General features: G+C 36.7%; 14 protein-coding genes. 9 read left to right on the forward strand and 5 right to left on the reverse strand.

All coding sequences use genetic code 11. The features are described from left to right. Window positions 1-6: 6 nt before the first annotated feature. From OL225_RS05700 to OL225_RS05715, 4 genes are all read right to left on the reverse strand, one after another. On the reverse strand, window positions 7-417 hold the full coding sequence (locus OL225_RS05700) for a hypothetical protein (protein WP_264517588.1): 411 nt from the start codon (window positions 415-417) through the stop codon (window positions 7-9). A 33-nt stretch (window positions 418-450) separates the two neighbouring features. Then, window positions 451-1329: a CGA/CIA family class A beta-lactamase gene (bla-A, locus tag OL225_RS05705; RefSeq protein ID WP_264517589.1), complete on the reverse strand. Its 879-nt coding sequence runs from the start codon at window positions 1327-1329 to the stop codon at window positions 451-453. 66 nt (window positions 1330-1395) lie between these two features. After that, complete coding sequence (locus OL225_RS05710) at window positions 1396-3126, reverse strand: cellulase family glycosylhydrolase (protein ID WP_264517590.1); 1731 nt, start codon at window positions 3124-3126, stop codon at window positions 1396-1398. Between the two features lie 458 nt (window positions 3127-3584). After that, the gene (locus OL225_RS05715) at window positions 3585-4547 is read right to left on the reverse strand and encodes a Gfo/Idh/MocA family protein (protein WP_264517591.1); all 963 of its coding nucleotides are present in this window, start codon (window positions 4545-4547) and stop codon (window positions 3585-3587) included. A gap of 134 nt (window positions 4548-4681) precedes the next feature. On the opposite strand from OL225_RS05715, the gene OL225_RS05720 reads away from it, so the two are divergent. From OL225_RS05720 to OL225_RS05760, 9 genes are all read left to right on the forward strand, one after another. After that, complete coding sequence (locus tag OL225_RS05720; protein ID WP_264517592.1) at window positions 4682-5329, forward strand: hypothetical protein; 648 nt, start codon at window positions 4682-4684, stop codon at window positions 5327-5329. 102 nt (window positions 5330-5431) lie between these two features. After that, on the forward strand, window positions 5432-6082 hold the full coding sequence (locus OL225_RS05725) for a protein-L-isoaspartate(D-aspartate) O-methyltransferase (RefSeq protein ID WP_047377630.1): 651 nt from the start codon (window positions 5432-5434) through the stop codon (window positions 6080-6082). A 206-nt stretch (window positions 6083-6288) separates the two neighbouring features. Beyond that, the gene (locus OL225_RS05730; protein ID WP_047377629.1) at window positions 6289-6552 is read left to right on the forward strand and encodes a hypothetical protein; all 264 of its coding nucleotides are present in this window, start codon (window positions 6289-6291) and stop codon (window positions 6550-6552) included. Between the two features lie 74 nt (window positions 6553-6626). Continuing rightward, window positions 6627-7613 carry a 2-hydroxyacid dehydrogenase gene (locus OL225_RS05735; RefSeq protein ID WP_264517593.1) on the forward strand — a complete coding sequence of 329 codons (987 nt, stop codon included), beginning with the start codon at window positions 6627-6629 and terminating at the stop codon, window positions 7611-7613. 49 nt (window positions 7614-7662) lie between these two features. Continuing rightward, entirely contained in the window at window positions 7663-7956 is a 294-nt protein-coding gene (locus tag OL225_RS05740; RefSeq protein ID WP_047377627.1) for a hypothetical protein, read from the forward strand. Between the two features lie 323 nt (window positions 7957-8279). Next, complete coding sequence (locus OL225_RS05745; RefSeq protein ID WP_264517594.1) at window positions 8280-10265, forward strand: urocanate hydratase; 1986 nt, start codon at window positions 8280-8282, stop codon at window positions 10263-10265. A 16-nt stretch (window positions 10266-10281) separates the two neighbouring features. Beyond that, complete coding sequence (locus tag OL225_RS05750) at window positions 10282-10824, forward strand: Crp/Fnr family transcriptional regulator (protein ID WP_047377624.1); 543 nt, start codon at window positions 10282-10284, stop codon at window positions 10822-10824. 376 nt (window positions 10825-11200) lie between these two features. Then, window positions 11201-11962, forward strand: coding sequence for an MBL fold metallo-hydrolase (locus OL225_RS05755; RefSeq protein ID WP_264517595.1), 762 nt, complete (start codon window positions 11201-11203; stop codon window positions 11960-11962). A gap of 406 nt (window positions 11963-12368) precedes the next feature. Further along, window positions 12369-12974: a TonB-dependent receptor plug domain-containing protein gene (locus OL225_RS05760; protein ID WP_264517596.1), complete on the forward strand. Its 606-nt coding sequence runs from the start codon at window positions 12369-12371 to the stop codon at window positions 12972-12974. A 55-nt stretch (window positions 12975-13029) separates the two neighbouring features. Here the strand turns inward: OL225_RS05760 and tpx are convergent, their stop codons facing one another. After that, window positions 13030-13599: a thiol peroxidase gene (gene tpx, locus OL225_RS05765; RefSeq protein WP_264517597.1), complete on the reverse strand. Its 570-nt coding sequence runs from the start codon at window positions 13597-13599 to the stop codon at window positions 13030-13032. Between the last annotated feature and the right edge of the window lie 69 nt (window positions 13600-13668).

Below are 13668 nucleotides of genomic sequence, written 5' to 3' on the forward strand. Positions count from 1 at the left end.
TTTCCTTTATTTTTTATAGATAGTTAAATTTTTTACGTCTGTAAGATCCGATTGTGTGACAACAGCTGTAGAATCAAAGAAAACGTTTCCTGTACTTTGAGTTTTCTTACTGTTATTCTGATTGGAAACAGTAGCTGTTAATCCTCTTATAAGTCGTTTTTTTTGATTCTTTGTAAGAAAGTCTGTGCCAATGTATAACGCGTATTCACCTTCTCTTCCTCTTCCTTTTTGTATCAGTACTTCCAGGCTTTTTATCTGGCTTTTATTCCTGAATTCTTTCAGAAAACTCATGACGGGCTTATCAGATGGCGGACCACAGCATACGCTTCCATAGCTGATCTCTAAATAATTCTGATTCTTCTGTGAGTAAAAGAATGTGAAAGCCAGCAGAGCCGTTGTTACTATTATTTTTTTCATGTTAAAAATCGCTTTAAAAATAAGCTTAAAATTCTATTTATTAAAATATTCCCAAACCTCCTTAGAAATATCAGAAATCATCCTGCAGTTTACCGCATCGGTTTCCGTTGAATTACTGACAAATACAGCTAATGCATAATGTTTACCATTAGGAAGAGTAACGATGCCAGTTTCATTTTCTGCCCCCGTTAAACCTGCACTATTTTTCCCGGAAGCTCCCGTTTTTCTGGCGACAGGAGTATTTTTGGGAAGTTGTTCTACCATTTTGTTTAATCCTGTTGAAGTAGACAGCATTACCTGCATCAGATAATCTGTTGATTTTTTTGATAATAATTTTCCGTCATAAAACTTTTTCAGAACATCAACTGCCGATTTTGTGGTGCTGTAATTTTCATATTGAACCTTCCAGTCTTTATGCATTGCCTCTTCATTATATTTGATCTGAAAACCCTTTACCCCTTTGGAATCCATGAATTTCTGTACAGGCTGGGTTCCTCCCAATAGCGTAAGAAGGATGTCACAGCCATTATTATCACTTTTGGCAACAGTATATTCAATTACTTCGCTTAACGGAACTTCAACATTTCCTCCCGGATACTTATCACGAAGCGGAGACCATGTATTTTCAAGTAAATTTGATTTATCCAGTTTAATTTTCTGATCCAGAGAAAGCTTTCCATGATCTACAGCATTCAGAACTGCAGCTGCAATATGGAATTTGAAGACACTTTGCATCGGAAGCTTTTTATCCGCATTTTTATGATAAGTAAAACCATTTTCAAAACCCAGAACAGAAACTCCCACTCTTGCTTTTTTGTTCTTAAGAATTGAATGTATTTTTTGTTCCAATAGTGAAGTCTGAGCAAATGTGAATGCAGAAATCAGAAGAAAAAGAAATGCTGTTTTTTTCATAATACCGAAAATTAAAAAGCTCTCCTTTGTTAACCAAAAGAGAGCTGCAATTTAAGATATTTATTACTATTTTACTTCAAAATAATTCAGATTGACCCCATCATTTTCAAAGAATATTCTGATGCTGTTTTCCCCTTTCTGAAGGCTGATATTTTTTACGGAAACCGTTTTCCAGTTCTCATTTCCTCCACTGGAAGCTAATGATACTGCAGCTAAAACTTTTCCTGAAGCCGTTTCAATTCTTATTTTTGAATCATTGGCGGCGGCATACCGGATGTCAAATGTATAATTTTTATCTCCTTTTGACTGAACAGTATACTGAAGCCATTCCCCGGATTCTGTTTTTCCCACATAATACTGATTGGTGATTTTATCATTACACTTATAAATATCTACACCATCATTTCTCATTTGCTGCCCGGAGTTCCACTCTGATCTTTTTGCCGGATCACTTACCCATAGATTAATGAAATCCTTGTCCAGATAAGCAGAACCCATTCTCCCCAAATCATATTCTGAAGCGAATATTCTTCCCGGAACCTGATGATTTTTAAATGGTTTTGTAGAAGCATCCTTTGTCTGTCTGAACATCGCATCAATAACATCTTTTTTGATTTCCGTATTGCTCAGTTTGTAGTGGTCAGCAATCTGCATTAAAGCTTTTTTTGCATATTCCTTAGAAGGTTTTTGACCTCCGTTTTTCCAGTAGTCCAATAGCTTTTCATATTCAGGTGTGATCTTGACATTGGTGATTCCGGCAATATTATCAATTTTCTTCATCGGCCAGAATGCATATCCTATACTATGTTGATCCAAAAGCTGAATAAGTTCAGTAAACCAGACATTAGAGTTTTCACCAGTTTCACCAAGCCAGATCGGAATATTATATTTCTCCCGAAGGTCCAGGGCAAATTTCAGTGTCTGGTCATCATTGTAATTCCAGTACTTATGAAAACTGAAAGCCATATTGTTGTCCCAGATGGCCGGCAGCCCGTTATAATTGTTTCCCCAGCCGTTTCCTTCAATAAAAATAATATGTTTTTTATCCACCTCCCTGATGGCAGCTGTGATATCCTTCTGGAGCTTCCAAAGCGGGGCATTAGACATTTCATCAGTACCGTTCGGATTTTTGCCTGTGAAATTGATATTAGGCTCATTAATCAGGTCGTAGCCTCCAATCCATGGACTGTCTTTATATCGTTCAGCCAGTTTTTTCCAAAGAGCTATGGTTTTTCTCTGATTCTCTTCATTGGCCCAAAGCGAAGGTTTGGACTTATCATTATCAGAAATATTCACATCATTTCCCTGACCGCCTGGAGCCGCGTGAAGATCAAGGATGAGGTAGATTTTATTATCAGTACACCATTGAAGCAGATCATCGGTCATTTTAAATCCTTCTTCCAGCCATGTATCTTTTCCTTTTACTGATTCTTTTTCAATCGGAAGCGTGTAAAGATTATAATGCATAGGAAGTCGTATCGAATTGAATCCTGATTTTGCCAGAAAATCAATATCCTGTCTGGTGATTCCGTTTTTCAGATAAGCTTTGTAAAACTCATTCATTCCGTCTTCACCAATTAACTCAGCAATTTTCTCCTTAATTTTATATTGAGGACCGGCAAAGTCAGCCGTTTTCAGCATATAACCTTCCTGAAGCATCCAGCCGCCCGGGCCAAGACCTCTCAATTGGATATTTTCACCTTTATCATTAACGATTTTTTGCCCGGAAGTCTTTAGTAATTGTGATGTCCCAAATTGAGACAATAAAACTGCGGATAATAGAATGGCTCTTTTCATAGTAGTTTCAATGGTTTAAAATAATAGGAGAATATTAGAAATTATAATGAACGATGACATCATAAAATGAAACTGTATTCAGATCATTGAGTGTGTCGGATATCCATATATGTAAAACAAAATCTTTCAATACTTTATTGAATTATTCTTCAAATATATTATTTTTTTGTTTTGAAAAGGTTTTTTTTATTGATAAATCAGTAATTATTAATGAAAAATTTTTATTTCATTAAATAAGTAAAGCAGGAATTAGCTAAATAATTCTACAGCTTCATCAAATCGATTAAAAATCGATTTAACCTTTGCTTACTTAAAATAATGTGTAACTAAAATTGAAACCTTTGCGTTTTAAAACTAATAATAACATTAGAAATTAAAAATGCTACCTCATAATCATTCTTTTGATTATAAGATAGCATTGTATGTATGGCTGCCATAAAAACAGCATATTTTTATTCTTAGCTGATCAGCCTCATGATTTCCAAAGCAACTTTCAATGCTTCAGTTCCGTCTTCAAGAGAAACCTCTACATTTTTACCGCCTGTAATGGCATCCGCAAAAGAATTCAATTCATCCAGAATAGCATTGTTGGACTGAATATTTGGGTATTCAAACAGAATCTGATTCTTTTCTCCATCCGCATTTTCAATGATCATATCAAATGGAGTAGGGTTTTCAGGAGCATCCTTCATTCTGATCACTTCAGCCTTTTTCTCAAGGAAATCTACAGAGATATAAGCATCTTTCTGGAAGAATCTGCTTTTTCTCATGGCTTTCATAGAAATTCTGGAAGTGGTAAGGTTGGCCACACATCCGTTTTCAAACTCTATTCTTGCATTGGCAATATCCGGAGTCTTGCTTACCACACAAACACCGCTTGCATGGATATTTTTAACCTTAGATTTAGCCATGCTCAACAGAATATCCAGATCATGGATCATAAGGTCAAGTACTACAGAAACATCTGTCCCGCGGGGATTAAATTCTGCCAGTCTGTGTATTTCAATGAACATAGGATTGCTGATATATTCCTTAGTGGCAATAAAAGCCGGATTGTATCTTTCAACGTGTCCTACCTGTGCTTTGATCCCTTTTTCCTGGCATAAACGTAAAATTTCTTCTGCCTGCTCAAGAGTCTGTGTTACCGGTTTTTCAATAAAGAAATGAAGACCTTTTTCGATAGCTTTTAGAGCATAATCATAATGATAAACTGTAGGAGTGACAATATCAAGCATGTCAATCTGCTCAAGCAACTCATCAAAATTTTCAAAATATTTATATCCGAATTCGGCCTCTAATTTCTTTCCGTTTTCAACATCTTTATCATGGAAACCTACAAATTCATATCTATCTGATTGATTAAGAAGTTTTAAATGTATTTTTCCCAAGTGTCCGGCACCTACCAAACCTGCTTTTAACATAGCTGTATTAAATTTTTGTAAAGATAGTGAATGTACATTTATAAAATACATGACTTTTCACTTGAAGATATGTAAGTTTGAACACATTCAGAAATTAAAGAAATTACAGTAAATTCACGGTCTGAAAAATAACTATGAAAAGGATAATTTCGATATTACTCATCTTAGGATTATGTACTGCCGGATGTATAGGAGACAGTCCATATGACCCGCAGGCTAAATGTGGAACACCGGAAAATTTGATATTTGAAAAAGGAAGTAACCAGCTTTCCTGGAACCTTATTAGCCAGGGCGAAGGATATTATGAAATACAGTACGGAGAGCCTGGTTTTTCTTTAGGAAAAGGAACCACAATTGTAACCAGTAAGAATTCCTATAATCTTCCATTGTATAAGGATAATAAATATGACCTTTACGTAAGAAAAAATTGCGGAACAGCCAATGGACGGAGCAACTGGGCGGGACCTGTTACCGTTTTAGCCGGTAATACAACAACCTGTATAAAACCCGGATATGCAACGTATTCAAAAACAACTTCTTCCGTTTATTCCTCCACTTTTGATGCTACAGTAACCTGGGAAAATGATGGCATTTCTGCGTATGAAACTGTTTTGACAACCAGTTCTGTACCACCTGCGAGTGGAGAATTAGTGATTTCAGGTCAAAAAGCAATTTATATAGGATTAACTAAAACAGTGAACTATAACTTTTTTGTGAGAAAAAGATGTGCTGATAATACCTTCAGCGATTTTTACGGACCTTACCCCATAAAATGGAATTAAAAAATAAGAATAAGTCAGTCATTTTTAGACCGCTTTATTTTTTGTGGATAATTCTTTCATACGATTTCTGAAATCTAATTTCTAATTTCTTACTTTTGTCAAATGCAGGATTCGTTTGTACATAAAGGAAAAAGAAAGATTTTAGTAGATTACCTTCGGCACAGAATTGGAATTTCAGACGAAAATGTACTTTCGGCAATGAGTGAAGTTCCAAGACATCTTTTTATCGAAAGTATTTTTGAAGACTTTGCCTATGAAGACAGAGCATTTCCCATTCTGGCACATCAGACCATTTCCCATCCTTCAACGGTCGCAGAACAGTCTGAGCTTCTGCAGGTAAAACCAGGCGAGAAAGTTCTGGAGATTGGCACCGGATGCGGATATCAGACTGCCGTTTTATTGGCTATGAAAGCTCATGTATATACTGTAGAAAGGCAGAAAGATCTGTTTGATTTTTCCAAAAAGAAACTCAGAGAACTTCATCTGTTTCCAAAATTTCAGAGCTTTGGAGATGGCTTTGCCGGGCTTCCTACTTTTGCTCCCTTTGATAAAATCATTGTAACCTGTGGTGCTTCCACCTTACCAACAGAGCTTTTAAAACAACTGAACGTCGGTGGAATAATGGTGATTCCGTTGGGGCCTACCGATGAACAGGTTTTATACAGATTTACCAAAATAGGTCCTACAGAATTTGAAAAAGAAGAATTCGGAGCTTATAAATTTGTTCCGATGCTTGGAAAAACCAATCAATAATTATCAGGATTTAACGGAACTGATAGACCTGCTGGTCTCAAACACCAGTTCTGTTGAATACCAATTTTATAAATAGGAACGGGCTTTAGTCCGTTTTTTTTATCAATAGATATTCAATTGGCTTTAGCCAAAATTTAAAATATTTTAACTCATTTCGGAATGAAAATTGGACTCATATAATAACCCAATCACTAAAGTCTATTATTATGGATACAAACAGATTCAAAGCATCACATGATTTTAGTAATCTTCAGAAAAACCTGAATAATAATCCGGGATATAGCGCAGAAAGTTATTCCCAGCAGGTAAAAGATTACATTCATGACATGAAAAGCAGGAATCAGGAAGCAACCCAACAGGGATTTATGACACAGGCTCAAAAATCTGCGAAGGAAGTTTGGACAGAAATTCAGGAAATTGCTTCTGAAGCCTGGGGGAAGAACAAAGACCATTCAGATGAAAAGAAATAATTTTTAATATTAAAGTTCAGGAACCTTACTTTTTGCAAGTGAGGTTTTTTATTTAGAATCATTAATCCATAACAATGAAAGTCTTTATCAATAAAAGAATTCCCGAAACAGGAATTAAAATGCTGGAAGAAGCAGGATTGGAAGTTACCCTTCCCGAAAAAGAAAACCTTTCTTATGAAGAATGGCTGAGTTACTGTAAAAGTACCGATACTATTTTAAGTATTGGAGCAGAATTTAAATATGACAGAAACTTCTTTGAATCCTGTCCGAATGTTAAAGCCATTGCTTTATATTCTGTGGGGGTTGATCATGTAGATATCAAAGAAGCTACCCAAAGGAATATTCCGGTGGGCAATACTCCTGATGTTTTGAGCAAAGCAACTTCAGATGTTGCTTTTTTACTTATGCAGTCGGTGGCAAGAAGAGCAAGTTACAATTTCCGGAAAGTAAAAGACGGAAGCTGGGGTGCATTTGATCCTTTGGATGCTTTGGGACAGGAGCTTTATGGAAAAACATTGGGGATTTTCGGACTGGGACGTATCGGGTATGAAATGGCTGAAAAATCAAAAAAGGCTTTTGGAATGAATATCATCTACCACAACCGCCATCATAACAAAGAAGCAGAACAGGAATTGGGAGCAGTTTATGTTTCTTTTGAAGAGCTGATCAAAAACTCAGATGTATTAAGCGTTCATGCCAATTTTACCCCTGACCATAAAGAATTATTCAATGAGTCCATATTTGAACAGATGAAACCGGATGCTATTTTCATCAATACCGCCAGAGGAGGGTTTCACAATCAGAAAGATTTGTATCATGCATTGGTTGATAAGAAAATCTGGGGAGCAGGTCTGGATGTTACCAACCCGGAACCTATGTCTGCAGACGATCCTATTCTTGAACTTTCAAGTGTTTGCATCTTGCCACATATTGGTTCTGCTACTATTGAAGCCAGGAACGGGATGGCAAGACTGGCAGCAGGAAATATCATCGCTTTTTCAAAAAATGAAAAAATGCCGAATTGTGCAAATCCTGATGTTTATTCTGCTCATTCATTATAACTTGGAATTATTTTTGTTCTGATTATATAAACCTAAAATCTTAAATATCATGGCACCAGAGAAAAATATTAATCAACAAAACAAGAGGTTAGAACAGATGGATTATAACCCAAATGAAGATATATTTAAGAGAGAAAAACACATTTCGCTCGATGGAGACGGAAATCCTATTTTAGATGAAGATTTTGACGAGGATAAAATAGATAAAGGCTTAGATATTCCAGGAGCCGATAACGATGATGAAATGGAAGAAATAGGAGAAGAAGATGAAGAGAACAACTACTGGAGTCTCAGCGATAATGAAGATGATCATGAGGAAGAAAACGATGATGTTTTAACTTAAATTTTTACGTTATACGAACCAGCCTTATTGATATTTCAGTAAGGTTTTTTTTATGTTGAATAACGACTTCTCTTAGTAAGGGTAATTCCCCTCCTCCGGAGGAGGGGAATTGAGGTGTGTTTATTCAAATATAGTATTAATATCAAATTGTGAGATATCCTGATTCAATAATTTTGCTTAAACCTTAAACCTTAAACCTTAAACCTTAAACCTTAAACCTTAAACCTTAAGCCATTTTCATCCTTTCACTTGCCTATATTTCCTAATTTGAATATCTTTAAAACTTCAAACATTGTTTAAAACATAGACCTTTAAATAGCAATATGACATTTCAAGAACAGATACAGCAGGGGATTCCTAATCAGCTGCCACAAACAAAACCATACGAGATCAATATCAACCATGCTCCAAAACGTAAAGAAATTTTAGGAGAAGAAGAGAAAAAACTGGCGTTGAAGAATTCATTACGTTATTTCGATCCTCAGTTTCATGCAGAACTGATTCCTGAATTTAAGCAGGAGCTGGAAGATTATGGAAGGATTTATATGTACCGTTTCCGTCCGGATTATGAAATGAAGGCAAGACCTATCACAGATTATCCCGGAAAATCTGAGCAGGCAAAAGCCATTATGCTGATGATTCAGAATAATCTGGATTATGCAGTAGCACAGCACCCTCACGAATTGATTACTTACGGTGGAAATGGAGCTGTATTTTCAAACTGGGCCCAATATCTGCTGACGATGAAATATCTGTCAGAAATGAGTAATGAGCAGACATTGGTAATGTATTCCGGACATCCGATGGGATTGTTCCCGTCTCATAAAGATGCACCAAGAGTAGTTGTAACGAATGGAATGATGATCCCGAACTATTCTAAACCGGATGATTGGGAGAAGTTCAATGCATTAGGAGTAACCCAGTACGGGCAAATGACGGCTGGAAGTTATATGTATATTGGCCCTCAGGGGATTGTTCACGGGACAACAATTACTGCTTTGAATGCTTTCAGAAAGATCAAAAAAGAACCAAAAGGAGGACTTTTTGTTACTTCAGGATTAGGAGGGATGAGTGGTGCGCAGCCCAAAGCTGGTAATATTGCAGGTTGTGTAACTGTATGTGCGGAAGTAAATCCGAAGATTACAAAGATCCGTCATGATCAGAAATGGGTGAATGAAATTCATGAAGATCTTGATTCATTGGTGAAAAGAGTAAGAGAAGCACAGGCTAACAAAGAAACTGTTTCTCTGGCTTATCTTGGGAATATTGTTGATGTTTGGGAGAAATTCGATCAGGAAGATTTAAGAATTGATATCGGATCAGATCAGACTTCGCTTCACAATCCTTGGGCTGGTGGTTATTATCCGGTAGGACAAAGCTTTGAAGAATCTAATACAATGATGGCTGAAAACCCTGAATTATTCAAAGAGAAAGTTCAGGAAACGTTGAGAAGACACGCAGCAGCCATCAATAAACATACGGCGAAAGGAACTTATTTCTTTGATTACGGAAATGCCTTTTTATTGGAAGCTTCAAGAGCGGGAGCAGATGTAATGGCAGAAAATCCGACATTGGGAAGAGAATTCAAATATCCGAGTTATGTACAGGATATTATGGGACCTATGTGTTTTGATTATGGTTTCGGGCCGTTCCGTTGGGTATGTTCCAGTGGAAACCCGGAAGATCTGCAGAAAACGGATGATATTGCGTGTGCAGTATTGGAAGAAATGGTAAAAAACTCTCCTGAAGAGATCCAGCAGCAGATGAAAGACAACATTCAATGGATCAAAGGAGCACAGGAAAACAAACTGGTAGTAGGTTCGCAGGCGAGAATCCTTTATGCAGACGCAGAAGGAAGAATGAAGATTGCAGAAGCCTTTAATAAAGCCATTAAAAACGGAGAAATAGGACCTGTGGTATTAGGTAGAGACCATCACGATGTTTCAGGAACAGATTCTCCTTACAGAGAGACTTCCAATATTTATGACGGGTCAAGATTTACTGCGGATATGGCTATTCACAATGTGATTGGTGACAGTTTCCGCGGGGCCACCTGGGTTTCTATTCACAATGGTGGTGGTGTAGGCTGGGGAGAAGTAATCAATGGAGGTTTCGGAATGCTTCTTGACGGAAGCGATGATGCCGACAGAAGACTAAAGTCTATGCTTTTCTGGGACGTAAACAACGGAATCTCAAGAAGAAGCTGGGCAAGAAACGAAGGCGCTATTTTCGCCATTAAAAGAGCTATGGAAGTAGAACCGAACCTGAAAGTAACACTTCCAAACCTTGTAGACGAAAACTTATTATAATTCATAAAATTCAGCATTGGCAGCCATCAACAAAAAACTGTTTTCACACCTGAACGTAGAGGATGGTGATCCTGTATGGGAGAAATTTGCTGAGGTTGAATTTTCAAAGAAAAACATATTTACTGACAACAAAGCCTATCTTGTAGAAGATGGGCTTGTCCGTAAATATTATATCAACAGCACATCCGATATTGATACTGAAATCTGTTCAGAATTTTATTTTCCTGGTGATATTTTTACTGTGGAAGAAAAAAGTTCCGATGCCGTTTACGAGTCTATCAACAAAGGGTTGGCGTGGGAAATCACTCTGGATGAGGTGAAAAATCTGTTCGCTGTAAATCCGCACTGCCGTTTCGTGCAGAACTACTATCTGAGCAGAAAACTCAATGCAGCGATGAAAAGGGAAATGCTTTTACTGAAAAATACTCCGCAGGACCTCTATGAATACCTGCTGAAGAATAAACCTCATTACATTCAGAATATTCCTTTAAAATACCTGGCCTCTTATATCGGGATTACGCCTATTTCTTTAAGCAGAATTAGAAAAAGAATTTTGTAAGAAGCTGGAAATTTGAAGATAATAAAAGAAGTTATTAAGACTATATTATCTTGCTGAGTTTTTTTTAACGCAAAGCTTCAATTTTAAATCCACATTATTTTAAGTAAGCAAAGAATGAATCGATTTTCAATCGATTTGATGAAGTGTGCTCTTACCATTAGCTTAGACAACGGCTTTGCCACCTTAGAATCTGCAGTTAATAAATAAAAACTTTGCGTTTATAAATCCTTACTATTAATTCAAAGAAAAGACAATAGAACTGTAGAGAAATAATCACCTTCCATCCTCCAGCTCCCACCCTCAAAACGTTCTCATTAATTATCTTTTGTTTATTGACTGGCCTTCCGTAACTCTCTTCCTTTGCTGAAAAAAGAATATGGAAATACAAAAATTAAACTGGGCAGGTGTAAAACTTATTTCACATAACAAAACTATCCTGGTAGACGCAGTAGAAGATTTCTCTTACTATAAACCCGTTTTAGGTGATGCCGTAGAGAATCTTATAGAGTTTTCGGATCGTGTACAGGCAGATTACATTCTGTTTACGCATCTACATCTTGATCATTTTGATAAAGGAGTCATCAGGAAATGTTTAAAAAATGACGGAAAACTGATCGTCTATGAAGGACTGGAAGCTGTTGTGAAAAAAATAATAGATGATGTAGAAATCATTGTTCTGAATCTTAATGAAACTTTTACAGAAAACAATATCACCTTCAAACCGGTATTTGCCATGGATGGAGTGGGAGAAATACAGTCTTCCTGGATTGTGGATGACGGAACTACCAAAATTTTTCATGGTGGAGATACCATCTGGCACAACCAGTTCTGGAAGCTTGGAAAAGAAAACCCAAACATAGATTATGCATTTTTACCCGTAAACGGAGTAGTGGTTAACTTTGAGATTATCGGCTTACAATACAGTCCCGTTCCCGCTTCCCTTAATCTGAAAGAGGCCTTTGCAGCAGCGCATCTTCTGCACGCCGGAAAGCTGGTACCCATTCATTACGGATTGTTTGCTCATGAGAAATGCTATATTCCTCAGGTTTTTGATGATCAGGATTTGAAAAACGTTTCGGAAGAAGTAGAACAGGAGTATATGGTTTTGAAGGATGGAGTGGTGTTGGTAGAATCTTAACATCAATAGGAACGGGCTTTAGCCCGTTTTCTTTTGTGTGTAATATGATTGGCTTTAGCCAAAACTTAATTTTAAATTTTGGCTAAAGCCCAATGCTATTAATGATCTTTCTTCATTTATTAAAAACGAACTTCAATTGTTATTTCATAGAATGTAAACTTCACTTGAAAATTCTAGATTCCACGCTCCACTTCGTTTCGCTCTGAATGACAAACATTGCGTATATTTAATTCACACAATCAGCGTAAAATTCTTCACTCTTTTTGTCATTCCACAGGAATCTCAATAGAGATAAAAAGTCTGAAATACTTTGTCATTTTTCAGCAAAATTTAAAATATTAGAAAATTTCACAACTCTTTCCAACCTTTTCTGCCATTAGCTCATCTTTATAATAAAAAGCTTACTATGAAAATTACGATACCAAAACCTTGTCATGAAAACTGGAATGCGATGTCACCAGATGAAAAAGGGAGGTTCTGTTCTGTTTGTTCCAAAACAGTTAGAGATTTTAGAAGAGCTGATGATGATGAAATTATAGATGTTTTTTCGAGGACTTCGGAAGAGATCTGTGGAAATTTTAATCCATCACAGCTCAACAGAGATTTAAATTATTCCTATATCAATTCTTTGTTGATGAAATTTGCGGTTGGTGTCATGCTGACAACGGGAGGAATTGTAAGTGTGAATGCACAGGAATGCGCGACTAAAAGTAATGTCATCAATCTACAGAATGGAATGCCAATGGGAAAGGTAATCAGTTCTCCTCCGGTGCTTCAAAATGCAGATCATTTCCAAACACTTAGAATTGGAGGAGCTCCTTCAAGTGGAGCTGCATATAAACCGCTGTATGTAGTAAACGGAAAAATATGTGAGTATGAGAAAGTAAAAGAGCTGGATCCAAATCTCATAAAAACTATGAATATTCTCAAGGGAGCTTCTGCTTCTGTAAAATATGGTGAAAAAGCCAAAGACGGAGTAGTAGTGATTACTACTAAAAAGAAAAGAAGATAAGGAAATAAAGCTCCGGCGATCGAAGATCGCCGGAGCTTTATTAAAATAATATATATTATTTTACAGCTGCAATAGCCGCTTCATAATTCGGTTCGTGAGAAATATCTGCAACCTGCTCTTCATAGATGATCTTTCCGGAAGGATCTATTACCACAACCGCTCTGCTCAGAAGACCTTTCATGGCAGAATCTATCAGTTCCACGCCATAGTTCCATCCAAAATCTGAACGGAAATCCGAAAGCATTACTACATTTTTAATTCCTTCGGCACCACAGAATCTTTTCTGTGCAAACGGAAGATCTTTGGAAATACACAGCACTACTGTATTAGGAAGATTTCCTGCCTCTTCGTTGAAATGGTGTACAGAAGCCGAACAAACACCAGTGTCTACACTAGGAAAGATATTTAAGATCACATTCTTCCCTTTGTAGGAATCCAACGTCTGATCATTCATATTCACATCTGTAAGGGTAAATTTAGGAGCTGGTTTGTTCAGAGCCGGCAATTTTGCATAGGTATGTACTTCTTTTCCTCCCATTAAAACGGTATTGATTGCTTTAGATTTTTGTGCAAAGCCCACTGCAGAGAAGAATAATAGTGTACTGAAAACTAATTTTGAAAACATGAAATTTATTTTTAGGCTAAATTATTCTTTTTTCAGGAGCTGAGATTAATTTTAATTCAAATAGATTAA

It is taken from the genome of Chryseobacterium viscerum (assembly GCF_025949665.1).
GTDB classification, from domain to species: Bacteria; Bacteroidota; Bacteroidia; order Flavobacteriales; family Weeksellaceae; genus Chryseobacterium; species Chryseobacterium viscerum_A.